Source organism: Mycobacterium sp. 852002-51057_SCH5723018, assembly GCF_001667035.1.
GTDB lineage: Bacteria > Actinomycetota > Actinomycetes > Mycobacteriales > Mycobacteriaceae > Mycobacterium.
This window is the reverse complement of sequence record NZ_LZIR01000035.1, coordinates 61,979-85,515: the sequence shown is the minus strand read 5'-3', so window position 1 is coordinate 85,515 and position 23,537 is coordinate 61,979. Positions and strand designations below refer to the sequence as shown.

Annotated in this window: 19 protein-coding genes and 3 pseudogenes; 14 read left to right on the top strand and 8 right to left on the bottom strand. The window is 68.2% G+C overall.

The window, feature by feature from the left end; genetic code table 11:
• Positions 1–476, bottom strand: a pseudogene (locus A5764_RS08975) (hypothetical protein); the annotation flags it as partial.
• Between the two features lie 45 nt (positions 477–521).
• The gene (locus A5764_RS08970) at positions 522–1,286 is read right to left on the bottom strand and encodes a hypothetical protein (protein ID WP_067111823.1); all 765 of its coding nucleotides are present in this window, start codon (positions 1,284–1,286) and stop codon (positions 522–524) included.
• Positions 1,287–1,370: 84 nt separating this feature from the next.
• Here A5764_RS08970 and A5764_RS08965 point away from each other — a divergent pair, with 84 nt between their 5' ends.
• On the top strand, positions 1,371–2,672 hold the full coding sequence (locus tag A5764_RS08965; protein WP_369807292.1) for a mannosyltransferase: 1,302 nt from the start codon (positions 1,371–1,373) through the stop codon (positions 2,670–2,672).
• On the opposite strand, the gene A5764_RS08960 is transcribed toward A5764_RS08965, so the two are convergent.
• The 3 genes from A5764_RS08960 to A5764_RS08950 all read right to left on the bottom strand — a co-directional run bounded on the left by A5764_RS08960 (position 2,669) and on the right by A5764_RS08950 (position 5,635).
• Positions 2,669–2,953, bottom strand: coding sequence for a 4a-hydroxytetrahydrobiopterin dehydratase (locus A5764_RS08960; protein ID WP_067111820.1), 285 nt, complete (start codon positions 2,951–2,953; stop codon positions 2,669–2,671). The two genes, A5764_RS08965 and A5764_RS08960, sit on opposite strands and share 4 nt — an antisense overlap.
• Positions 2,954–3,227: 274 nt before the next feature.
• Complete coding sequence (locus A5764_RS08955; protein WP_067111817.1) at positions 3,228–4,112, bottom strand: hypothetical protein; 885 nt, start codon at positions 4,110–4,112, stop codon at positions 3,228–3,230.
• A gap of 215 nt (positions 4,113–4,327) precedes the next feature.
• Entirely contained in the window at positions 4,328–5,635 is a 1,308-nt protein-coding gene (locus A5764_RS08950) for a cytochrome P450 (protein WP_067111814.1), read from the bottom strand.
• Between the two features lie 133 nt (positions 5,636–5,768).
• Here A5764_RS08950 and A5764_RS08945 point away from each other — a divergent pair, with 133 nt between their 5' ends.
• From A5764_RS08945 to A5764_RS29820, 8 genes and pseudogenes are all read left to right on the top strand, one after another.
• The gene (locus A5764_RS08945) at positions 5,769–6,434 is read left to right on the top strand and encodes a TetR/AcrR family transcriptional regulator (protein ID WP_067111810.1); all 666 of its coding nucleotides are present in this window, start codon (positions 5,769–5,771) and stop codon (positions 6,432–6,434) included.
• 17 nt (positions 6,435–6,451) lie between these two features.
• A pseudogene (locus A5764_RS30020) lies at positions 6,452–6,679 on the top strand (integrase core domain-containing protein); the annotation flags it as partial.
• Between the two features lie 71 nt (positions 6,680–6,750).
• Positions 6,751–7,143, top strand: a complete 393-nt coding sequence (locus A5764_RS08940; protein ID WP_067111808.1) for a (deoxy)nucleoside triphosphate pyrophosphohydrolase — start codon at positions 6,751–6,753, stop codon at positions 7,141–7,143.
• A gap of 24 nt (positions 7,144–7,167) precedes the next feature.
• Positions 7,168–7,421: pseudogene (locus A5764_RS28195) on the top strand (respiratory nitrate reductase subunit gamma); the annotation flags it as partial.
• A 139-nt stretch (positions 7,422–7,560) separates the two neighbouring features.
• Positions 7,561–9,450 (top strand): translational GTPase TypA, encoded by a 1,890-nt coding sequence (typA, locus tag A5764_RS08930; RefSeq protein ID WP_067111846.1) that lies wholly within the window; start codon positions 7,561–7,563, stop codon positions 9,448–9,450.
• 61 nt (positions 9,451–9,511) lie between these two features.
• A complete protein-coding gene (locus A5764_RS08925) occupies positions 9,512–11,404 on the top strand; it encodes an ABC transporter family substrate-binding protein (protein ID WP_197501240.1) in 1,893 nt (630 codons plus the stop codon).
• 193 nt (positions 11,405–11,597) lie between these two features.
• Positions 11,598–13,112 (top strand): PE family protein, encoded by a 1,515-nt coding sequence (locus tag A5764_RS29825; protein WP_156664580.1) that lies wholly within the window; start codon positions 11,598–11,600, stop codon positions 13,110–13,112.
• 286 nt (positions 13,113–13,398) lie between these two features.
• Positions 13,399–15,720 carry a PE family protein gene (locus A5764_RS29820; protein ID WP_082951589.1) on the top strand — a complete coding sequence of 774 codons (2,322 nt, stop codon included), beginning with the start codon at positions 13,399–13,401 and terminating at the stop codon, positions 15,718–15,720.
• Between the two features lie 7 nt (positions 15,721–15,727).
• On the opposite strand, the gene A5764_RS08910 is transcribed toward A5764_RS29820, so the two are convergent.
• The gene (locus A5764_RS08910; protein WP_067111796.1) at positions 15,728–16,339 is read right to left on the bottom strand and encodes a TetR/AcrR family transcriptional regulator; all 612 of its coding nucleotides are present in this window, start codon (positions 16,337–16,339) and stop codon (positions 15,728–15,730) included.
• Positions 16,340–16,422: 83 nt separating this feature from the next.
• Here A5764_RS08910 and mshB point away from each other — a divergent pair, with 83 nt between their 5' ends.
• Complete coding sequence (mshB, locus tag A5764_RS08905) at positions 16,423–17,325, top strand: N-acetyl-1-D-myo-inositol-2-amino-2-deoxy-alpha-D-glucopyranoside deacetylase (protein WP_067111794.1); 903 nt, start codon at positions 16,423–16,425, stop codon at positions 17,323–17,325.
• Between the two features lie 92 nt (positions 17,326–17,417).
• A complete protein-coding gene (locus A5764_RS08900; protein WP_067111791.1) occupies positions 17,418–17,879 on the top strand; it encodes a hypothetical protein in 462 nt (153 codons plus the stop codon).
• A 9-nt stretch (positions 17,880–17,888) separates the two neighbouring features.
• On the opposite strand, the gene A5764_RS08895 is transcribed toward A5764_RS08900, so the two are convergent.
• Positions 17,889–18,800: a PE family protein gene (locus tag A5764_RS08895; RefSeq protein WP_067111788.1), complete on the bottom strand. Its 912-nt coding sequence runs from the start codon at positions 18,798–18,800 to the stop codon at positions 17,889–17,891.
• Between the two features lie 223 nt (positions 18,801–19,023).
• Between A5764_RS08895 and A5764_RS08890 the strand changes: the two genes are divergently transcribed.
• Both A5764_RS08890 and A5764_RS08885 read left to right on the top strand, forming a co-directional pair.
• The gene (locus tag A5764_RS08890; RefSeq protein ID WP_067111786.1) at positions 19,024–21,603 is read left to right on the top strand and encodes a bifunctional FO biosynthesis protein CofGH; all 2,580 of its coding nucleotides are present in this window, start codon (positions 19,024–19,026) and stop codon (positions 21,601–21,603) included.
• Positions 21,604–21,643: 40 nt separating this feature from the next.
• Positions 21,644–22,411 (top strand): maleylpyruvate isomerase N-terminal domain-containing protein, encoded by a 768-nt coding sequence (locus A5764_RS08885; RefSeq protein ID WP_067111783.1) that lies wholly within the window; start codon positions 21,644–21,646, stop codon positions 22,409–22,411.
• 16 nt (positions 22,412–22,427) lie between these two features.
• Here A5764_RS08885 and A5764_RS08880 read toward each other — a convergent pair whose 3' ends face one another.
• Positions 22,428–22,760 (bottom strand): hemophore-related protein, encoded by a 333-nt coding sequence (locus A5764_RS08880; RefSeq protein ID WP_067111841.1) that lies wholly within the window; start codon positions 22,758–22,760, stop codon positions 22,428–22,430.
• Between the two features lie 406 nt (positions 22,761–23,166).
• Here A5764_RS08880 and fdxA point away from each other — a divergent pair, with 406 nt between their 5' ends.
• The gene (fdxA, locus tag A5764_RS08875; protein ID WP_067111780.1) at positions 23,167–23,493 is read left to right on the top strand and encodes a ferredoxin; all 327 of its coding nucleotides are present in this window, start codon (positions 23,167–23,169) and stop codon (positions 23,491–23,493) included.
• The last annotated feature ends 44 nt before the right edge of the window (positions 23,494–23,537 follow it).

Genomic DNA, 23,537 nt, shown 5'->3' with positions numbered 1-23,537 from the left:
GTTGCCCGGTGCGCAGCCGGGCCCGCGACGGGCGCGGGCCCCGCCGCGTGCGCCGGATCGATGCCCTGAGGCAGGTGTGACTGCAGGCCGGGCTCGATGCCCGCCGCCGGCACGTGCTGCACCGGCGCGTTGTCGGGCGGGGTGACGCCGCCGGGCGCGCCGGGTTCCTGCACGAACTGATTCACCGACGCCGCAACGTTTTTGGACTCGGTGGGCGCCGTCGAGTTGTGGCTGAACGCCTGCGCGGCGGCCATGAGCAGCTGTGTCGCCTGCGTGGGGTCGCTGGCCGCCTGCTGGATTATCGGGCTCAGCTGCGACAGCGCCGGCAAACCCGGGAGTTGCTGGGGGGAATTCGCCTGCGGTGCAGGCTGCGGTGCGGCCGGATCGGCTGCCGCGTTCGGGCACATCCCGAACGCGGCAGCCGACGCCATGACGAAAGCGGCCAAGCCTTTGCACAAGTTCCAACTGTTCGCCACGGTGTCCTCCGGTCTAGGTTGTCGGTTTGCTGTCTAACGGTGTGCTCAGGGAATGGCCGAAAGCAGCGGCGACATCGGGTTGGTGAGCGCCGGTGCGGCCGGCGCCGGCGCGGTCGGTGCCGCGGGAGCCTGCCCCCCGGTCAGTGCCTGCAGATCCTGCGGAAGCGTCAGCTGCGCGGGCACACTGACCGGCAGGTTGGACGGCAGCGCAGGCATGTCCACCTTGGCCTGCGGGATCTGCGGGGCGGCCGGCGCGGCGGGGGCCGCCGGTGCCGAAAGCCCCGGGATGGCGGGCAGCCCCGGAATCGTCGGAGCGGCCGGGGCGGCCGGGGCGGCGGCCGCCGCCGCCGGCGCCTGCTGTGTCAAGCCCGGGATGGAGCCGAGCCCCGGGATGCCCGGCGTTGTTGCCGCCGGGGCCGCGGGCGCGGCGGGCGGGGTAAGCCCCGGAATCGAGCCGAGCCCCGGGATGCCCGGCGTTGTTGCCGCCGGGGCCGCCGGCGCGGCGGGCGGGGTGAGCCCCGGAATCGACGGAACCGATGCCTGAGGCGACACCGGCGAAGCCGCCGAGGGCATCCCCGGGAAGCTGATGCCGGGAGCCGCCGGCGCCGCCGGCGGGCTGGCGCCAAGGGCCGTGGCGAGGTTCTGCAGGATTTGCGGTGCGTTGGCCGCCGAACTGATCAGCTGTTGCGGAATGTTCGGCACCGGCGGAGCCGGCACGGGGTCGGCGTGGGCGATTCCGCCCGTCAGTAGCGCTGCGGACGAACCGACCACGACGGCGGTTGCACGCAGATAGGTCCAAATGGTTGGCATGACTCTCCCTGGTTGTCGATGACAGGTCCCAGCCCGAAGCTACTTTGATACTGAAGTGACTCAAGTGACACGTGTGGCATTTATTTGATCGTTACCGATACGAGTGACTGCGGTGACCGGGCCGACGCCCCGCTCGCTAAAGTCGGGCAGATAGACCCCACCCTTGAAGGCACAGCCGCGCCGACGGCATCCCCAACAGGGCGGCTCGCGAGTCGGCTCCACGCGGCCGCGCCGCTGCTGCTGATCGCCAGCGTGGCCGCGCGACTGGCCTGGACGTACCTGGCGCCCAACGGGGCCAACTTCGTCGACCTGCACGTCTACCTCGGCGGCGCCGCCGCCCTCGACCATCCCGGCACCCTGTACAGCTACGTCTACGCCGACCAGACGCCGGACTTCCCGCTGCCGTTCACCTACCCGCCGTTTGCGGCCGTCGTCTTCTACCCGCTGCACCTGCTGCCGTTCGGGGTGGTCGCGTTCGTGTGGCAGGTTGCGACGATGGCCGCGCTGTACGGCGCGGTCCGGCTCAGCCAGCGCTTGACGGGCGTGCCCGCCGGCGCCGGTCACCGCGTCGCGATGCTGTGGACCGCGATCACCATCTGGATCGAGCCGTTGCGCAGCACCTTCGACTACGGGCAGATCAACGTGTTGCTCATGCTCGCGGTGCTGTGGGCGGTCTACTCCACACGCTGGTGGCTATCGGGCCTGCTGGTCGGCGTGGCGGCCGGAATCAAGCTGACGCCGGCGATCTCCGGGGTCTATTTCCTCGGCGTCCGGCGGTGGGGCGCCGCGGCGTGGTCCGTCGTCGTGTTCCTCGGCACCGTCGCGGTGTCGGCCTTCATCGTCGGCGACCAGACGCGCTACTACTTCACCGACCTGTTGGGCGACGCGCACCGGGTCGGTCCGGTCGCCACGTCGTTCAATCAGTCTTGGCGCGGCGGCATTTCGCGGATCCTGGGCCACGACGCCGGCTTCGGCCCCCTCGTGGTGGGCGCCATCGCCGTCACCGCCGTGCTGGCCGTCCTGGCGTGGCGGGCGCTGGACGAGCCGGACCGCCTCGGCAAGTTGCTGGTGGTCGAGATATTCGGGTTGCTGTTCTCGCCGATTTCGTGGACCCACCACTGGGTGTGGCTGGTGCCGTTGATGATCTGGGCGATTCACGGGCCGCCACGCGAGCGCCCCGGAGCGCGGGTCGTGGGTTGGGGCTGGCTGGCGCTCACCATCATCGGCGTGCCGTGGTTGCTCAGCTTTGCCCAACCGACCATCTGGCAGCTGGGCCGACCGTGGTACCTGGCGTGGGCCGGGCTGGTCTACATCGTGGCCGCGGTGGCCACGCTGATCTGGATCGCCGCCACCGGCAACCGCGCCGATGCCGAATCGGTGGCTTAACCGCCGACGATGCCGTCGATGTCGCGCGCCATCGCGATGTCGTTCTTGGTAATCCCGCCCTCGGAATGCGTGACCAGCGCGAAAGTCACTGTCCGCCAACGGATATCGATGTCAGGATGGTGATCCTTGCTCTCGGCATGCTCGGCCACCCGGCGCACGGCGTCGATGCCGTCGAGAAACGTCGGGAACTTGATCGACCGGCGCAGGGCACCGCCGGACCGCTCCCATCCGTTGAGGTCGGGCAGTGCGGCGTCCACTTCCTCATCCGATAACACAGCCATACCCCGACGGTACGCCAGGGGTAACCAGCGTGCGTGTGCTAGGTGTGACCAAGTCAAGCGCGCCCTGCCGGTTACCGCGACCTACCGACAAGCCCTGCCGGGCTTGCGGATTCGCGGTCAGGCTCCAGGAGGACTGGTGGGAGTTCAACCGGCCCAAGGGCGCCGTGTGGAACGCTCCATCACTGCCGAGCGGCTCGTCTACCTGGCTCAGCTCGGCACTACCACCGGCCGCTTCCGCCGCCAAAAGCCCCAGCGCTTTGTCAGTGATGACGTATCAGGTCGTCGCCGCGACGGGCTGTGCCAACGCGGGCCGGGCATCGACGAGCCGGAGAAGCCCATAGAGTCGATAAACGACGCCGGTTCGTGGCCACACGGCGCCGATCCAGATCGCTACCGCGGCCAGGGGTATGCCAATGAACCATCCCATGAGGTGGACAAGCGCACTGGCCAGGATCGCTGAGAGAACGCACACCCCGAAGACCGTGGTGAGCATCGCAGCCAACAGGACCAGCGTGCGTGGCTCGTCCACGCCGGCGGAGCGATATCCCTCCCGCATGGAGTCGAGCATGATCCACAACAAGACGATGACGATGACGGTCATGGCGGCCAAGGTCAACGCGACCGGGGAGGTGAGCCAACGACCGATTCTGCCTAGTGCCTCGACTAAGGACGGATCGGCCGGCCAGGACTGGAACGTTTCCTTATCGGCGGAGAAGAAGCGCTGATAGCCCCGGCCGTCCCAGCCGTGAACGAGAATGAAGAACATGGCGAAGTAACCAAGGCAGACTTGCAGGAACGCCGCATAGTGATGTCCGGCGAGGATGAGCCGCTCGGCCACCCAGTAGCCGAGCAGTCCTTGAGTAACGTTGGTGATGGCGAAGATCGTCACCAGCCAGGCCGGTATCGATGCGTGGTCGGTGGCGACTTGCATGGTTTCCCAGTCGGGGAACGCCCACAACAGGTAGATCCCGCTCGCGGCGAACAGCACCGCGCAATACAGCAGAGTGACGGATCGATGCGGTGAGCTGAATCGGCGCCAGCGGTTGGGCACCGGGCCGGACGCGGGTTCGGTGCGGCCGGCGCGAGCGATTTGACGGGTCGCCGCCATCGCGAAGCCGGCGCCGATCGCGTAGGACCAGAAGACGTCTACTTGGACCATTGGTTTTACCTCCAGATCGTGGTGCTCGGTGTGGTCAGCCTGAGCGAGGTCGGGATCAGCGTGGTGTCGTTGTCGGGCGGGAGTTCGGCAAGTGGGGCGATGGGGTGCGGTCGTAGAGCAGCCCCTCTGATGGCTGTGCGGGCGGTGGCCGTCTTGCGTCATCCCAGATGCCGCGATCGATGGCATTTCGGCCGGATGGTGGTGGCATTTGGGCGCTACAGTTCGGCGGTGGATCGTGTTCGGCTGCCTAACCGGGCTGGCAGACATGAGTAACCGTGCAGGTTGACCAGTCCGCGACGGCTGGGTGATTCGGTGAGGTGCAGGCCGGGATAGGCCGCGAAGAGGCTTTGCAATGCGGTGGCGCCTTCGATGCGGGCGAGGGCGGCGCCCAGGCAAGCGTGCACTCCAGAGGCGAATGCGAGATGCTCGCGGGCGTTGGGGCGGGTGATGTCGAAGCGGTTGGGGTCGCTGAATACGTTGGGGTCCCGGTTGGCGCCGCCTAGCAGCAGAGCGACTGTCTCGCCGGCCCGCAGCCGCTGCCCGGCGATCTCCACGGCGCAGAGCGCCGTGCGGGCGGTTAGCTGGACGGGGCTGTCGAACCGCAGGATTTCCTCGATCGCCCCTGACCACAAGTCCGGGTCCGCGCGCAGGCGGGCAAGCTGTTCTGGATGGTCGAGTAACTGCACGATGCCATTGCCGATGAGGTTCACCGTGGTCTCAAAGCCGGCCCCAATAAGTAGAGCGGCGTTGGAGTACAGCTCACGGTCAATCATGGAATTATCCGCGGCCATCCGACGGAACGGGGTGTCACCGAAGCTTTCTGCGCGAATCTGGCTAAAGCGGTCGCTGAGGTAACCGTCGACACCGCGCAATTCATCGATGGCGCGTCGGTAGGTTCGCCAGCCGATCCCGATATCCAGGAGCGGTGCCCCGCAGCGACCCCATTCCAGGAGCTGCGGATGAGTATCAGCGGGTAGGCCGAGGATCTCGGCGATTATCGCGACGGGCAGCTGAGCGGCGAAATCGGCGATAAGGTCCGGCCGTGGTTTGGTGGCGAGTTGATCGATAAGTTCATGGGTCACTTCACTGACCCGGGCATCGAGGGTGTCGATTGCGCGCGGGGTGAAGCTTTGAGCCACCAGCTGCCGGTACCGAGTGTGATCGGGATGATTCACCATGACCATAGCGGGCGGTTCCACTGGATTGGCCACTCCAGGGTTGGTGTGCGTGAGTACCTTGCGCAGTGGGCCTGGAGCCCACCTGTCCGCCGGTGTCGAGACGCCGAAGCGTTTGTCGCGCAGCACCTCCCGACACACACCATGGTCGGCGCTGGCCCACGCAAACGGGGTGCGCACCAACGGCCCACGGGTACGGAGCTGCTCGGTCAAGGGGTAGGGATCGATACCGTGCCCGTGACTGGCGATGAGGCTAGCCAGAGGGTCGCCGCGGCGTGCCCGGATCGTCATGAATGTCCGCGGCACACCGTGCATCACCAACCATCGCGTCCACAATCCGATATCCATGAATCCCCCTTCTAGTCATCCCGTGAGGGCTATCGTGATGCTCAGCGAGACGAACGATACGATAAGACGCACAATGTCTCACATGTGCCGATGTTACGCTACTGCGGGTCCCATGTTGAGGGCAGGAGGTTCGGTGGCATCGACGCGAACAGCGGACTTCGTGCGGCGACTAGCCCAACCCGATCCAGCTGTTTTGGCGCGTGTCCGCGAACCCGACGCGATTACCACCCGGATCCTCGACGCCACTCTTGAGCAGGCCGAACTCATCGGCATCCGGCGCACCACCATGGAAGACGTGGCCCGCCGAAGCGGTGTGGGCCGGGCCACTCTCTATCGCCGGTTCCCCACCAAAGACGTGCTCATCGACGCGATGGTCCTGGCCGAAGCCTTCCGATACCTCGACGGCATCGCCCAAGCCCGCGCGCACGCTAAGACTGTCGAAGACCGCCTGGTTTACGGCACGCTATTTACCGTGACGTTCCTGCGCGAGCACACTCTGCTGAAGAAGTTGCTACGCACCGAACCAGAAGCGATCCTGCCCAGCCTGACCATCGATGCCGGAGCCATCCTCGATTTCGCCATCGATTACACAGCCGCGCAGCTACGAACCGACCTTTACGGGGATCAAGAAACGACCGCCCGCCAAGAGCGTCACCTCCGCACCGCCGCCGAACTGCATACCCGACTCACACTGTCGTTCGTCGTCACTCCCCACACCGGGATCAAGCTCGCCACGCTCGACGAAACCCGGGACTACGTGCAGACCTACCTCGCGCCCATGATTGTCACGCCCCTATAAATCCTTGACCAGCACCCATGGCGAGTTCATTTCTCAAGCGCTGCAACGGTTCCGCAACGTCAAGCTCGGAATGCTCTACATTCCGGCCGCCATCGGGGAACAACGGTTACATCGAATCGTTCAACAACCGGCTTCGGGACGAGTGCCTTCACCGCAACCACTGGAACACCCTGTTCGAGGCATGCGTCGCCATAGGCGACTTCAAGGATGATCCCAACCATCGACACCACCACTCGGCGCTGGGCTACCGCACGCCGGCCGAGTACGCGGCGGCATGCCAGTGCGTCCATACCCCGGCGGTATACCGTCACAGGCCATGCCGACCCAGATCGTCGTCGCCGGTGCCGTCATCAGTGGCGACGCGCTCTTGGTGGCCCAACGGATCCGGCCCCCGGAGTTGGCCGGGCGCTGGGAACTTCCCGGCGGCAAGGTCGGGCCCGGCGAGACTGAGCGCGGCGCGCTGGCCCGCGAGCTGGCCGAGGAGCTGGGGTTGCAGGTCGGCGACGTAGCGGTGGGCGACCGCCTGGGCGGTGACATTGCGCTGAACGGATCGATGACGCTGCGCGCGTACCGGGTACGGCTGCTGCGCGGCAAACCGCACCCGCATGACCACCGGGCGCTGCGCTGGGTGACGGCGGCAGAACTGCACGACGTCGACTGGGTGCCCGCCGATCGCGGGTGGCTGGCGGATCTTGCTCGGGCGCTCTGAGCGGGCCCATAAGCGGCACCTACAGCGCTGTCGGTCTGGTTCCGTCGATCTGGATCCTCGACCCGCGCGGCGACCTGATGGCCCTCGCCGCGTTCTACTACCACATACACGTGGCGATCGCGCTGGCACTATTCGCGCTGTGGCCGTTCACCCGGCTAGTGCACGCGTTCAGCGCCCCGGTGGCCTACCTGTTCCGGCCCTACATCGTGTACCGCACCCGCGACGTGGCGGACAAGCACGAATTGATCGGCTCGGCACCGCGCCGCCGCGGCTGGTGAGGCGGCCCGTCGAGCGTTGGGTGTGCCCATAGGGTCACGACACGCCGAGCGGGGCCGCCATGCGTTCACGGTGACCGCGGGGGAGCCGGCTCAACAGCCCAGTTCGCTATCCGTGGTCCCCGCTGCCAGAATCACCGACGTGCCATTTCGCAACGTCGCCATCGTCGCCCACGTCGACCACGGTAAAACCACCCTGGTCGACGCGATGCTGCGGCAGTCCGGCGCGTTGCACCACCGCGGTGACGACACCCTGGAACGCATCATGGACAGCGGTGACCTCGAGAAGGAAAAGGGCATCACCATCCTGGCCAAGAACACCGCGGTGCATCGCCACAACCCGGATGGGAGCGTCACGGTCATCAATGTCATCGACACTCCCGGGCACGCCGACTTCGGCGGTGAGGTGGAGCGTGGGCTGTCCATGGTGGACGGGGTGCTGCTGCTGGTCGACGCGTCCGAGGGGCCGTTGCCGCAGACGCGGTTCGTGCTCCGCAAGGCGCTGGGCGCCCACCTTCCGGTGATCCTGGTCGTCAACAAGACCGACCGGCCCGACGCGCGCATCGCCGAGGTGGTCGAGGCCAGCCACGACCTGCTGCTGGACGTCGCATCGGATCTCGACGACGAGGCCGCAGCCGCGGCCGAGCACGCGCTGGGCCTGCCGACGCTGTACGCCTCCGGTCGGGCCGGCGTGGCCTGCACCACCCAGCCGGCCGACGGCGAGGTGCCCGCCGGCGACAACCTGGACCCGTTGTTCGACGTGCTGATGGAGCACATCCCGGCGCCGACGGGGGACCCCGAGGCGCCGCTGCAGGCGCTGGTGACCAACCTCGACGCGTCGGCCTTCCTCGGACGGCTCGCCCTGATCCGCATCTACAACGGCAAACTGCGAAAAGGCCAGCAGGTTGCCTGGATGCGCGAGGTCGACGGGCTGCCCGTCATCACCAGCGCCAAGATCACCGAGCTACTCGCGACCGAAGGGGTCGAGCGCAGCGCCACCGACGAGGCGGTCGCCGGCGACATCGTGGCGGTGGCCGGGCTGCCCGAGATCATGATCGGCGACACGCTGGCCGATCCCGACCACGCTCACGCGCTGCCCCGGATCACCGTCGACGAGCCGGCGATCTCGGTGACGATCGGCACCAACACCTCGCCGCTGGCCGGCAAGGTGTCGGGCCACAAGCTGACCGCGCGGATGGTGCGCAGCCGGCTGGATCAGGAGCTGGTCGGCAACGTCTCGATCCGCGTGGTCGACATCGGCCGTCCGGACGCCTGGGAGGTCCAGGGCCGCGGCGAACTCGCGCTCGCCGTCCTCGTCGAACAGATGCGCCGCGAGGGGTTCGAGCTCACGGTCGGCAAGCCGCAGGTGGTGACCCGCACCATCGACGGAAAGCTGCACGAGCCGTTCGAGGCAATGACGATCGACTGCCCCGAAGAGTTCGTCGGCGCGATCACCCAGCTGATGGCCGCCCGCAAGGGCCGCATGGAGGAAATGACCAACCACGCGGCCGGCTGGGTCCGGATGGACTTTATCGTGCCCAGCCGCGGCCTGATCGGCTTCCGCACCGATTTCCTCACCATCACGCGCGGCACCGGGATCGCCAACGCCGTGTTCGACGGCTACCGGCCGTGGGCGGGGGAGATCCGCTCCCGCCACACCGGGTCGCTGGTCTCGGACCGGTCCGGCACCATCACGCCGTTCGCGCTGATTCAGCTCGCCGACCGGGGCCAGTTCTTCGTCGAGCCCGGCCAGGACACCTACGAGGGCATGGTGGTCGGGATCAACCCGCGCCCAGAGGATCTCGATATCAATGTCACCCGCGAAAAGAAGCTGACCAACATGCGGTCGTCGACCGCGGACGTGATGGAGACGTTGGCCAAGCCGCTCGAGCTCGACCTGGAGCGCGCCATGGAGTTCTGCGCGCAAGACGAATGCGTCGAGGTGACCCCGGAGATCGTGCGCGTCCGCAAGGTCGAGCTGGACGCCACCGGCCGGGCCCGCAGCCGGTCGCGGGCCAAGGCCCGGGGTTAACGACTTGGCGGCCGGCGCGGGCGTGGTCGGACGGGCTGCTGAGCGGCTGCTCGATACCCTGATGGGCGTGCCGAGACGCGCCAGCCGCCTGTTCATGACGGTCGGCGCGGTGGTCTCGCTGGCCGGGCTGGTGCTGGCGGCGTGTACGGTCAGCCCCCCGCCGGCGCCGCAAAGCACCGATACACCGCACAACTCGGCCCCACCGCCGCAGCGTCCCACCCAGATCATCATGGGCATCGACTCCATCGGCGCGGGATTCAACCCGCATCTGCTGTCCGACCTGTCGCCGGTGAACGCGGCGATCAGCGCGCTGGTGTTGCCCAGCGCGTTTCGGCCGGTCCCCGATCCCAATAGCCCGACGGGCTCGCGCTGGGAGATGGATCCGACGCTGCTGGTGTCCGCGGAGGTGACCAACCAGAACCCGTTCACCGTGACCTACAAGATCCGGCCCGAGGCGCAGTGGACCGACAACGCCCCGATCGCCGCCGACGACTTCTGGTACCTGTGGCGGCAGATGGTCAGCCAACCGGGTGTGGTCGACCCGGCCGGGTACGACTTCATCACCGGCGTGCAGTCACTCGAGGGCGGCAAGCAGGCGGTGGTCACCTTCGCGCAGCCGTATCCGGCGTGGAAGGAGCTGTTCAGCAACATCCTGCCGGCCCACATCGTCAAGGACGTTCCGGGCGGATTCGCCGCCGGGCTGGCCCGGGCGCTGCCGGTCACCGGCGGCCAGTTCCGGGTGGAGAGCATCGACCCGCAGCGCGACGAAATCCTGATCGCCCGCAACGACCGCTACTGGGGGCCGCCCGCCAAGCCGGCACTCATCCTGTTCCGGCGCGCGGGCGCGCCGGCCGCGCTGGCCGATTCCGTGCGCAACGGTGACACCCAGGTGGCCCAGGTGCACGGCGGCTCGACGGCCTTCGCGCAGCTGTCGGCCATCCCCGACGTGCGGACCGCCCGCATCGTGACGCCACGGGTGATGCAGCTGACGCTGCGCGCCAACGAATCCAAGCTGTCGGACACCCAGGTCCGCAAGGCGATCCTGGGGTTGCTGGACGTCGACCTGCTGGCGGCCGTGGGCGCGGGCAGCGACAACACCGTCACGCTGGCCCAGGCCCAGATCCGTTCCCCGAGCGACCCCGGCTACGAGCCGACCGCGCCTCCCGCGATGACCACGCCGGCGGCGCTGGCGTTGCTGTCCGCGTCCGGTTACCAGGTCGAGACCACCGCGTCGGCGTCGCCGGCGCCCACACCGGCCAGCACCGGGCCGCCCGAGGTCACCCGCGGCCGCATCAGCAAGGACGGACAGCAGCTTTCGCTGGTCATCGGGGTGGCGGCCAATGACCCGACCTCGGTCGCGGTGGCCAACACGGCCGCCGACCAGCTGCGCAACGTCGGCATCGCGGCCAACGTGCTGGCGCTCGATCCGGTGTTGCTGTACCACGATGCGCTGAACAACAACCAGGTCGACGCGATCGTCGGCTGGCATCAGGCCGGCGGGAACCTGGCGACGCTGCTGGCCTCGCGCTACGGCTGCCCCGCGCTGCAGACCACGACGGTGCCCACCCCCAACGTGGCGACGACCGGCAATTCCGGACCGGCCGCCTCTACGCCGCCGGCCGGGCCCGGCACCACCGGCACGACGCCGACACCCGTGCCGCCGAGCCGCCCGCCCGATCCCGGCGCGCTGGTACAAGCGCCGTCGAACCTCACCGGAATCTGCGACCGCAGCATCCAGTCCAACATCGATGCCGCCCTCAACGGGACCAAGAACATCAGCGACGTGATCACCGCGGTCGAACCGCGGCTGTGGAACATGTCGACCGTGTTGCCGATCCTGCAGGACACCACCATCGTCGCGGCCGGGCCCAGCGTGCAGAACGTCAGCCTGTCGGGTGCGGTACCGGTCGGCATCGTCGGGGACGCCGGTCAATGGATCAAAACCGGGCCCTGACCAGCGTCCGTAACCTCAGTCATGAAATAGACCACAAAACATACCTATAACCTTGTATTCTGGTCACAAGTTACGGTAAGTATGTTTTACAGGGTGGTTTCAGGCAACTATTTCGAAACTCTGCAGGCGTTACGACACTTGGTTCGTCACATCGGTACTTCGCCGCGTCAGGGTTTGAGCCGGGGAGGTAATCGTGTCGTTTCTGACCGCAGCGCCGCAGCTAATAGCTGACGCGGCAACGGATTTGGCGAATATTGGTTCGACGATCGGGTCGGCCAACTTTGTGGCGGCGACAGCGACCACGGAGATACTGCCCGCCGCTGCCGACGAAGTGTCAACAGAGATCGCCTCGCTGTTTTCCGCCCATGCGGCGGGATACCAACAGCTCAGCGCCCAGGCGGCGGTGTTTCACGAGCAGTTCGTTCATGCTCTGAGTGCCGGCGCCTCCACCTATGCCTCCGCCGAGGCCAGCGCCTTGCAAACCCTGGCCGGTACGGTCCCCGGGCTGGGTGTGGACCTGAGCGGTGGGCTGTCGGGGCTGGAGGCGAGCCTCAGCGCGGACATCTCCGGGTTAGCCGGTTCGCTCAACGCCGCATCGTCGGGTGGTTTCGGCGGCGGCCTTTCGGGGCTGGCGCAGGCCGGCGGGTCGCTGGCGTCCAACCTCAGCGCCGGACTGCCCTCCCTTGGCACCGCCCTGCCGGCCGGCTTGACCGGCGCAGCGGGCGCCCTGCAAGGCGTCGTCGGTATCAGCCCCAGCCTCGGTGCCAACGTGAGCGTCGGCCTTTCCGGGCTGAGCGCCCAGCTCAACACCGCGCTGTCGGGCGGCATCGCCGCGGGAGTGTCGGGTCTTCCCGGCGGGCTGGCCAACGCTGTCGCGCCGTTCCAAACGCTGCTGACCGCTGGCTCGCCGGCCGCATTCATGACTCAGCTGCAGGCGATGGAGACCGGCTTCAACAGCGCGTTGATCCATGGGCAACTAGAGTTCAACACGTCCCTGGTCGCCCAGGAGACGGCGCTGGAGACAGCCGCTTTCGGCGGTCCCGGCGCGCTGAACGGCGCGCTCGACGACACCTTCAACTTCTGGAACTCGGTTCTGGGTACAGGTGAGATCGGCTTCGACACACTCTTGGGCGCGCAGTTCCCCGTCGTGGGGTTCGTCCCCGGCAGCGCTGTCTGGTATTCGTTCGTCAGCGGGCTTTATGTGCCCGGCAGTTTCGCCATCGGCAACAACGGCTGGATCAACGGGCTGGTGGGCGCCCTCGATCAGAAATTGTTGTTCGATCTGCACGCCGTCGGCCTGGTAGGCGGCGGGTTGACGGGCGGTGGGTCATTGCAGGCGGCACTGAATGCGCCGATTGGCGTGGTCGACGGTTGGGCGGCGCCCCAGGTCTACTTCATCGATGACCTGGTTGCCAAAGAGATCGCCTTCAACGCCAACCTGCTGAGCGGCGAGCTTGGCCTGGAGCAAACACTCTTCGGCAGCACCAACGCCTTAAACGGGGCGGTCAACAGCGCCTTCAATATCCCCAACGTGATGCTGGCAACGGGCGAGGAAGGCGTCAACACCCTTCTGGGAGCGTTCCCGGCTCCGCTCGTCGGTACCGCCCTCATCGGCGGGGCAACGGGCAGTTTCGGAACCGTCGGCGGTCTCGAGGGCGTGTTCGACCAGACCCTGTCCGTTGGCTTCGACCTCGCCGGCCTGATGTAAGCGGGAGGAGGCTCCTCGAGTTCGGGCGCGCCGAAGACGCCGGCAGGATCATGGCGTCGAACCGGGCCGTCCGCTGCACGTAACGTTCGCGTGTTCGTCGGGCGTTTCGCTTTGGTTCACCGATGGCGTCTTCGGGCCATTCAGGCCGAAGACCTGCGGATTGCGTTTTTAGCGCAAACGAGCGCTTTCACGCTGCCATTTGGATACGCTGCGGCCATCGCAATACGCGCCTGATCGGGGGACCGGGGATGGCGTTGGACGTGTGTGTTGAGCAGGGGAGGTAGCAGTGTCTTTTCTCATCGCAGCGCCAGAGTTCATCGCTGATGCCGCAACAGACTTGGTGAATATTGGTTCGACGATCGGTTCGGCCAACGTCGCGGCGGCCGCCGCGACCACGACGTTGCTGCCCGCAGCCGCCGACGAGGTTTCGGCGGAAATAGCCGCGCTATTTTCCTCGCACGCGGCGGGGTACCAGCAGCTCAGCGCGCAGGCGGCGGCCTTTCACCAGCAATTTGTCCAGACTTTGACCGCCGGTGCGGCCAGCTATGCATCCGCTGAGGCGAACGTCGTGCAGGGGCTGGCGGCCGCGGCGCCTGGGGTGACCGTGGACCTCAGCGCGGGGCTGGCGGGGCTGGGCGCCACCATTAGCGCCGACCTGGCCGGGCTGGGCGCGTCGCTCAACGCTGGGGTGTCGGCCTCCCTGGGTGCCAACGTGTTGGGCCTGGCCCCGCTCGGTGCGGCGATCGCAACGGATTTCAACAGCGGGGCGTCGGCGCTGGCGCAGACCGGCGGGGCCCTGGCGACGAACGTCGGCACCGGGCTCTCCGGGCTGGCGGGCGGGTTCAATGCCGCACTGCCGGGGCTGTCGGCCAGCCTGAACGGCGGGCTGGCCGGCCTGAACGCCTCGCTCAACGCCGCGTTGTCGGGCGGCCTGGGCGCGAGCCTTTCGGGGTTGGGGCCGCTCGGTGCCTCGTTGGCGGCCAACCTGAATGGCGGCCTGTCGGGTCTGGCGCAGACCGGTAACGCGTTCGCCGCGAGCCTGGGCACCGGGCTGTCGGGCCTCGCGAGCAGCTTCGGCATCGCGCTGCCGGCCCTCGCCGGCGGGTTAACCGCCGCGCTGCCGGGGCTTTCAGCCAGCCTGAGCGGTTCGCTTGCAGGGCTGAACGGTGCGATCAACGCGGCGTTGTCGGGCGGCTTGGGTGGCAGCCTTTCGGGGTTGGGGCCGCTGGGCGCGACGCTGGCCGCGGATCTGAACGGGGGGCTGGCTGCCCTGACGCAGACCGGCGGGACGCTGGCGGCGAGCCTCTCGAACCTCACGGGTGGCCTCACCGCCGGGTTCCCCGGCCTGCAGGCCAGCCTGGCCGGCGGCCTTGCCGGGCTGAACGGTGCGCTCAACACCGCCCTGTCGGGCAGCTTCGGCGGCAGCCTCGCGGGGCTGGGTGCCGGGCTGAACGGCTTGCTGCAAGCGGGTGCGACGCTGGCCGGCAACCTGCCCGCCCTGACCGGCGGCTTTGCCTTGCCCGCCAATCTGGGCGCCGCGCTCGCCGCCTTCGGTTTGAGCCCCACCCTGGGTGCCAACATCATGGCGGGAATCAACGGGCTGGGTCTGCAGCTCAACCTCGGGTTGAACGGGAGTCTCGGCGTCGGCCTGGCCGGGCTGCCCACGCTGCTGGCCAACTTGGTCGCGCCCTGGCAGGGGCTGCTGACGGCGCCGAATGTGCCCGCATTCCTCGCCCAGCTCCAGGCGATGGAGCTCGGCTTCAACACCGGACTCATCACCAACGAGCTGGGCTTCAACACGGCTCTGGTCGCCCAGGAGACGGCGCTGGAGACGGCCCTCTTCGGCGGCACCGGCGCGGTAGGCGGCGCGCTCGACAGCTTCTTCAACTTCTGGAACACCCTGTTGGGCACCGGCGAGGTGACCTTCGACAGCCTGCTGGGCGCCCAGCTTCCTACCGGCGGCGCCATCCTTGCCAGCCTCGCGGTTGGCAGCCCGACCAACCTGATCGCCGGCGGCGCGCTCGGCGGGCTGCTAGGCGCCCTGGACACCAAGTTCCTGTGGGACCTCAACGCCATCGGCGCGGCGGCGACCTCGTTGACCGGCAATGGATCCCTGCAGGCCGCGTTGACTGCGGGGATCAACGCGGCCGGGCTGCAGGCGTCGTTGACCGCGGGGCTCAACGGGTCGCTGTTCGCCGCGACTCCTGGGCTGGGGCTGGGGGCCTCGCTGGTGGCGGCGCCGATGGCGGGGTTGCAGGGATTGGCTTCGGGCCAGATCGGCTTCCTCAACAACCTGCTGACGCAGGAGGTGGGCTTCAACACCAACCTGTTGGCCAGCGAGCTCGCTTGGGAGACCGGTACTTTCGGCACCAACACCGCCCTCAACGGCGGGCTCAACCGGCTGTTCAACGTGGGCAACCTCTTCTTGCTCACCGGTGAGCAAACCGTCAACGGCTTGGTGGGCGGCGTTCAGGTCCCGGCGGTCGGCACGGTCTTGGCCGGAACTGGACAGCAGGTCTTCAACGGCGGCGCGATCGGCGGCCTGGAGGGCATCTTCGATCAGAGCCTGGCAGCCGGCGCCGACTTCGCCGGTCTGTTCGTCGGCTAGGGCTGAATCAGTCGGCGCCGTTTTCCCGCACTCGTGGTGGGATGACGGTGTCGACGATCAGCGCCAGCTCGCGCCGGTTCGGCGGCTCCCCGGTCAGCAGGAAGTGGTGGTTGATCAGCGCCGGTCCGACTCGCGCCGTCAGCGGGGTGACGGCGGCAGGGTCGATCTCGCCGTTGTCGACCGCGGCCTGAAGGATCGATTCCATGATCTGCAGCCGCGGGCACACCACGGCGTCGGCGAAGATGACGCGCATCTCCGGCTCATGCAAGAGCTGGTGGATGATGTCGAGCCCGGGGAAGGCGGTCTTTCCCGCCAGGATGTCGCGGTGCGCGGTGAACAGCGTCAGCAGATTCTCCCTCGCCGATCGGCCGGAGCGCAGCTCCGGCAGCGGCGGCAGGGTGTAGACCAGGGCGGCGTGCACCAGATCGTGCTTGCTGCACCAGCGTCGGTACAGCGCCGCCTTGCCGGTGTGGGCGCGCGCCGCGATTCCTTCCATCGTCAGTCCGCCGTATCCGACCTCGGCCAGCTCCGCCAAGGTGGCCTCGTAGAGCGCGCGTTCGAGCACCTCGCCGCGCCGGCGGCTGCGGCTGCTACTCCGACCTTGGGTGAGCTGGGGCATTGGTCGATAGTAGCCGGTTGCGTTCCTATCTGCTGAGCGACCGGCAAAAGAGTCGCCGTCGATCGCGGAGGTACTGTGCGTCCATGTCCGAGACTCCGCGGCTGCTGTTCGTCCACGCGCACCCCGACGACGAAAGTCTCAGCAACGGCGCCACCATCGCGCACTACACCGCCCGCGGGGCACAAGTGTCCGTGGTCACCTGCACGCTCGGCGAGGAGGGCGAGGTCATCGGGGAACGCTGGGCCGAGCTCGCCGTCGACCGGGCGGACCAACTCGGCGGCTACCGCGTCGGCGAGCTCACCGCGGCGTTGCGCGCGCTCGGCGTCACCGCGCCGATCTATCTCGGCGGAGCCGGCCGCTGGCGCGACTCGGGCATGGCCGGCACCCCCCAGCGGCGCCGCCAGCGGTTCATCGACGCCGACGAACGCGAGGCCGTCGGCGCGCTGGTGGCGATCATCCGCGAACAGCGCCCCCACGTCGTCGTGACCTACGACCCCAACGGCGGCTACGGGCACCCCGACCACGTCCACACCCACACCGTCACGACCGCCGCGGTGGCCGCCGCCGGCACCGCAGATCACCCCGGCGAGCCCTGGACCGTGCCGAAGTTCTACTGGACGGTGTTGTCCGAGCGCGCGCTGGCGCAGGGTTGGCACGCGCTGAATCCCGGGGATCTGCTGCCCGGGTGGGTGATCCCGCCGCGGGAAGCGTTCGACTTCGGCTACTCCGACTCCGACATCGACGCCGTCGTCGAGGCCGGTCCCGAAGCGCGCGACGCCAAGGCGGCTGCGCTCGCCGCGCACGCCACCCAGGTTGTCGTCGGCCCGACCGGCCGGGCCTGCGCGCTGTCGAACGACATGGCGCTGCCGATCGTCGCCGAAGAGCACTACGTCCTGGTGGCCGGCTCCGCGGGAGAGCGCGACGAGCGCGGCTGGGAGACAGATCTGCTTGCAGGACTTGGTTTCACCGCCGCGGCGACGCGGTAGGCTGCCAGCTAGGCAGCCACGGAAGGAACTCGCATGGACCCCGACCTGGACCCTAACCTTCAGCACTGGCAGGACCGACTCGACAGCCTGCAGTGGGTTATCGGCTCCGTCCTCTCCAACATCGACAGCATCCCGACCTGACCGAAACCAAGCCACGCGCCGGGTCCTTCGAAGACAGCGGCGCAACAGATCCCGCCATTCGTTTCGTTGTTCTGGCGCTGCTGGCAGTCGACGGGGTCCTCTCGGCATTAGCCGCCGCGCTGCTGCTGCCCTCCTACATCGGCGCCATTCCGTTTCCCATCAGTGGATTGATCAGTGGATTGCTCAACGCGGCGCTGGTCTGGGCGGCCGGGCGATGGGCCCGGTCGCCACGGGTGGCCGCGTTGCCCCTGTGGACGTGGCTTCTCACGGTGGCGGTGATCAGCATGGGCGGACCCGGCGACGACGTCATCCTGGGCGGCCAAGGGCTGATGGGCTACGGGGCCCTGGTCCTGATCGTGCTGGGCGTGGCGCCGCCGGTGTGGGTGTTGCTGCGGCGCGGCCACCACGACTGACGGGCCGGGTTACGGGAAGATCGGCGGAAGCGGCGGCAGGGGCGGCAGGAAGCCGAGCGCCCAGTTGATCTCGGTGTTGATGAACTGGTTGATCGACGCCGCTGTGGCCGTAAAGAAGTTGTTCAGCCCTTGGACGAACGTGATCGACCCACCAAGCCAGTCAAGCAGGTTGAACAAACCGCTCTGCACCATGGGCTCAATGAGGTCATAGAAGAAGAGGACCTGCGGTGCCAAAAAGCCGACATAGGGCAGGTAACCCACCGCGTACTGGGCTAGCTCGAAGCCGTACCTTACGTATGGCTCGAAGTAGGTGTAGCTGTTCTTGATCGTGTCGCCGAACGCCGCGCTTGCGAGCGCCGCAGGCATCGCCCCGGCGTTCGTCATTGCGGACGGGGCGAGTAGCGCGCGGGCGGCGGTCAGGGCGCTGATTGCGCCGGTGGGGCGGAGCAGCAGCGCGCCGGCTTGACCGGCGATTGCCTGCGCGCCGGCGACGCCGGGCAAGCTCGAACCCAGCACGGCGCTCTCGATGCGGTTCACCGCGCCGGACACGGCACCGGCGGCGCCGCCGCCGCCTCCCAGCGCCGGGTTACCCAGCACCGCGGCGGCGGGCGCGTTGACCGCGCTGGTCAGGGTCTGCGCGGCGTCGGCCTCGGCCGCCGCGTACGTGCCCGCCCCCGCGCTCAGCGCCTGTACGAACCGCTCGTGAAACGCCGACACCTGGGCGCTGAGCTGCTGGTAGTCGAGCCCGTGCTCGGAAAAGAACGCGGCGACCTGTGCCGACACCTGATCGGCGGCGGCCGCCGCCACTGCCGCCGTCGGGGCCGCGACGGCCTCGTTGGCCGCGCTGAGCGTCGAACCGACGCCGGCCAAGTCCGAAGCCGCCGCGACCAGCCCGTCGGGGGCCGCGAACAGGAACGACATCGCACACCTCCGCGGGGTTAGGTCGGATGGTATCGCGATCGCAGTTCAACCGAGGGCAACTCCACCAAACACATAACAAGGACTCCGCGCGCGGCCGCGACCCCCCGAATGCCGACCGCGGGCCGGCGGTAGCCTGGCGCTACTGTTGCCCATATGGCACCGCTGCCCAAAGTTTCGGTTGGGACGCACGGATGAAATTCGATCGTGGGGAAGTTACACCAACGTGCCACTGACTCCGGGCCAGGAGCCCACCGCTCTGCCTAGCCTCGTAGTTCCGCCCCAGCACAGTGCGTCGGCGATGCGGCGCGTGTTGCGGCGGGCCCGGGACGGGGTTGCGCTGAACGTCGACGAGGCGGCGGTCGCGATGACCGCGCGCGGCGACGACCTCGCGGACCTGTGCGCGAGCGCGGCGCGGGTGCGCGACGCGGGACTGGAGTCGGCCGGGCGGCGCGGGCCCGGGGGCCGGTTGCCGATCACCTATTCGCGCAAGGTGTTCATCCCGGTCACCCATCTGTGCCGCGACACCTGCCATTACTGCACCTTCGTCACCGTCCCCGGCAGGCTTCGTGCCGAGGGGGCGGGCATGTACCTGGAGCCCGACGAGATTCTCGACATCGCGCGGCGTGGTGCCGAACTCGGTTGCAAGGAAGCGCTGTTCACCCTCGGGGATCGGCCCGAGGATCGGTGGCCGGAGGCCCGCCAGTGGCTCGGAGAGCGCGGGTATGACTCCACACTGTCCTACGTGCGGGCGATGGCCATCCGCGTGCTGGAGGAAACCGGGCTGTTGCCGCACCTGAACCCCGGCGTGATGAGCTGGTCGGAGATGTCGCGGCTCAAGCCGGTGGCGCCGTCGATGGGCATGATGCTCGAGACGACGTCGCGGCGGCTGTTTGAAACCAAGGGGCTTGCCCACTACGGCAGCCCCGACAAAGACCCGGCGGTTCGGCTGCGCACGCTGACCGACGCGGGCCGGTTGTCGATTCCGTTCACCACCGGGCTGCTGGTCGGCATCGGCGAAACGCTGGCCGAACGCGCCGACACCTTGCACGCGATCCGTAAGTCGCACAAGGAGTTCGGTCACGTCCAGGAAGTGATCGTGCAGAACTTCCGGGCCAAGGAACACACTCCGATGGCCACGGTCCCCGACGCCGGCATCGAGGACTACGTGGCCACGGTGGCCGTCGCACGGTTGGTACTTGGGCCGGGCATGCGCATCCAGGCGCCGCCGAATTTGGTCTCGCGCGAGGAATGCCTGGCTTTGATAGCCGCCGGGGTCGACGACTGGGGAGGTGTCTCGCCGTTGACGCCCGACCATGTCAACCCCGAACGCCCCTGGCCCGCTCTGGACGAGCTGGCCGCCGTCACCGCCGAGGCCGGATACGAACTGGTGCAGCGATTGACCGCGCAACCCAAATACGTCCAGGCCGGCGCGGCGTGGATCGATCCGCGGGTGCGGGCCCACGTGCTGGCGCTGGCCGACCCGGCCACCGGCCTGGCCCGCGACGTCAGCCCGGTGGGCCTGCCATGGCAGGAGCCCGACGACGTGGAGTCGGCCGGGCGCGTCGATCTGAACGCGGCGATCGACACCGAGGGCCGCAACAGCGCGGCGCGCAGCGACCTACACAGCGCCTTCGGCGATTGGGAATCGATCCGCGCGCACGTGCACGAGCTGGCCGCGCAAGGCGCCAAAGCGCCAGAACGCCTAGACACCGACGTGCTCGCCGCACTTGCCTCGGCCGAACGCGACCCCGCCGGCTGCACCGACGACGAGTACCTGGCGCTGGCCACCGCCGACGGGCCCGCACTGGACGCCGTTGCGGCGCTGGCCGATTCGCTGCGGCGCGACGTGGTCGGTGACGACGTCACCTTCGTGGTCAACCGCAACATCAACTTCACCAACATCTGCTACACTGGGTGCCGCTTCTGCGCGTTCGCGCAGCGTAAGGGCGACGCTGATGCGTACTCGCTGTCCGTCGACGAGGTGGCCGACCGCGCGTGGGAGGCGCACGTGCAGGGCGCCACCGAGGTGTGCATGCAGGGCGGGATCGATCCCGAGCTGCCGGTCACCGGGTACGCCGAGCTGGTGCGCGGGGTCAAGGCCCGCGTGCCGTCGATGCACGTGCACGCGTTTTCGCCGATGGAGATCGCCAACGGCGTGACCAAGAGCGGGTTGAGCATCCGCGAATGGCTGACCGGCCTGCGCGAGGCCGGCCTGGACACCATCCCCGGCACCGCCGCCGAGATCCTCGACGACGAGGTGCGCTGGGTGCTCACCAAGGGCAAGCTGCCGACCTCGATGTGGATCGAGATCGTGACCACCGCGCACGAAGTGGGCCTGCGGTCGTCGTCGACGATGATGTACGGGCACGTCGACAGCCCGCGGCACTGGGTCGCCCACCTCAACGTGCTGCGCGAAATCCAGGACCGCACCGGCGGTTTCACCGAGTTCGTGCCGTTGCCGTTCGTGCACCAGAATTCCCCGCTGTATCTTGCCGGTGCGGCGCGCCCCGGGCCCACCCACCGCGACAACCGAGCGGTGCACGCCCTGGCGCGAATCATGTTGCACGGCCGCATTTCCCACATCCAGACCAGCTGGGTCAAGCTCGGTGTCGAGCGCACCCGGGTGATGCTCAACGGCGGCGCCAACGACCTGGGCGGCACGCTGATGGAGGAGACGATCTCCCGGATGGCGGGATCGGAACACGGCTCGTCGAAGAGCGTGGCCGAGCTGACCGCGATCGCCGAGGGGATAGGGCGGCCGGCCCGCCAGCGCACCACCACGTACGCCCCGCTTGCGGCGTAGCTGGCTTAGCTTGTCAGAGCCCCGGGGTATACCGGGGACTGTGAAGCGACACATCGACGACGATCGATTCCCCGAGTGGCGGCCGTTTGTGGACACGGTGCAGCAGCGCAGGCCCGATGCCGGCACCTGGTGCGAAGCCTGGACGGTCCGCGACATCGTCATCCATCAAGCCGGAAACGCCGAGGAGCTCGCCCGGGTGCTGGGCGCGCACCTTGAGGGCGAACCCGTCGGCACCCGCAGTTTCGAGGAGCGTGAGGGCCCGCTGCGCGCCCTGGGCGATGCCGACCTGTGGGACGCGCTGCATGACCGGATGGTCACCCTCAACGAGGTCGCGGCGGCCGCCGAGCAGGTCCCGGCGGACACCGACGTGGCCTGGACCGGTCGCACCATGAAGGTGCCCTGGTTCGCCGAGCACATGCGCGAAGAGCTCGTCCTGCACGGCTGGGACATCACCGGCGACAGCAACAACCCGGTGGCCGCCGCGCTGGCCGAGCCCTGGATGACCACGCACAGCGTCGTCGCTGTGGGGCGTCCGCTGCTTGCCAAGGGGGCCAAGCAGTTACGCCCGGGTGAGCGGATCGACGCGCGGCTGCGCGTGCCCGGCGCCGACGATGTCTTGCTCAGCGCCGACGCCGAGGCGACCTCCATCGGAATGGCCGGCCCCGAGGGGCCGGCCACACTCGAAACCGATGCCGCCGCGCGAGTGTTGCTGCTCTGGGGTCGCCGTCCTGGGGACCCGTCGCGGGTCTGCAGCCGTGTCGGACCCGAAACATTGGGCCAGGTGCGCCGACTGCTCAGCGGCTACTGAACCGTTTCGCGCTGGTTCAGTAGTTGTTGCAGCTCCCGGCCACCGACAGCACGTCGTTGAAGTACGGCGCGGCCTGCGGCATGGCCTGGATCTGGCGGGCCATCTGCAGCCGCTGGGGCGGCGCCGAGGCCAGGAAGTTGCGCAGGTAGTTCACCGCGATCGGCGATGCGTTCAACTGCGCGGCCGCGCCCGGGTCGGTCGCGTTCAGCGCGGCCATCACCTGGCCGTAGTTGCAGGTCGTGTTGATAACCGGATCCAGCGGATCGGCGGATGCGATCCCGGAGCCAGCCGTCAACGCGAACGCCGCCCCCCCAACTGCTGCGGCCAATTTGGTCAACGACAGCCTCACCATTTGTGGACACCTTCCCTATCAATGCACCGTCATTAAACGGCGACGACATCAGCCCAACGGTTGCCGTCTGCGGTCGAGGTTACCAGGCCCCGTGAGCGTTCTTCCATCGCAACCGTTATCGCACATGAACCTCTAAACGTAACTATCCGCAGATCAGGGGCTTGTCGGCGATGTTCGCCGTGGGTGAAACCACCGCCCGGGCCGCGCGGACGGCCCGGGGGCCCGGGTGGCGGCGAGCTTCGCGCGCGGCCCGGACGCCGCCACGGCGTGCCCAGTGGTTGACGTGTATGTGCAACGTCTAGTATCAGTAACCGAGAGCTTTTCTCTGAAGCGGCCGAAGCGCCGCGGCGAGCCGAACAGCAGCCCATAGGCAGCACATGGAGGAGACCTTGAGGAGACGTCTGTGACGTACACGATCGCCGAACCCTGCGTCGACATCAAGGACAAGGCATGCATCGAGGAATGCCCGGTCGACTGCATCTACGAGGGTGCCCGGATGCTGTACATCCACCCCGACGAATGCGTCGACTGCGGTGCCTGCGAGCCCGTCTGCCCTGTCGAAGCGATCTACTACGAAGACGATGTGCCCGAGCAGTGGGGCGAGTACACCCAGATCAACGCCGACTTCTTCGTTGAGCTGGGGTCGCCGGGCGGTGCGGCGAAGGTCGGCATGACCGAGAACGACCCGCAGGTGGTCAAGGATCTGCCGCCCCAGGGCGAAGGCGACTGAGCGGCCGGTGCTGTCCAGGCCCGGGTTGAGGGCGGGCGGCCCCA

Bases quoted from the DNA above. Each gene is read 5' to 3' on its own strand.
- A5764_RS08970 (WP_067111823.1), bottom strand. From the start codon at position 1,286: ATGCCAACCATTTGGACCTATCTGCGTGCAACCGCCGTCGTGGTCGGT.
- A5764_RS08960 (WP_067111820.1), bottom strand. From the start codon at position 2,953: ATGGCTGTGTTATCGGATGAGGAAGTGGACGCCGCACTGCCCGACCTC.
- A5764_RS08955 (WP_067111817.1), bottom strand. From the start codon at position 4,112: ATGGTCCAAGTAGACGTCTTCTGGTCCTACGCGATCGGCGCCGGCTTC.
- A5764_RS08950 (WP_067111814.1), bottom strand. From the start codon at position 5,635: ATGGATATCGGATTGTGGACGCGATGGTTGGTGATGCACGGTGTGCCG.
- A5764_RS08940 (WP_067111808.1), top strand. From the start codon at position 6,751: ATGCCGACCCAGATCGTCGTCGCCGGTGCCGTCATCAGTGGCGACGCG.
- A5764_RS08925 (WP_197501240.1), top strand. From the start codon at position 9,512: ATGGGCGTGCCGAGACGCGCCAGCCGCCTGTTCATGACGGTCGGCGCG.
- A5764_RS08910 (WP_067111796.1), bottom strand. From the start codon at position 16,339: ATGCCCCAGCTCACCCAAGGTCGGAGTAGCAGCCGCAGCCGCCGGCGC.
- mshB (WP_067111794.1), top strand. From the start codon at position 16,423: ATGTCCGAGACTCCGCGGCTGCTGTTCGTCCACGCGCACCCCGACGAC.
- A5764_RS08895 (WP_067111788.1), bottom strand. From the start codon at position 18,800: ATGTCGTTCCTGTTCGCGGCCCCCGACGGGCTGGTCGCGGCGGCTTCG.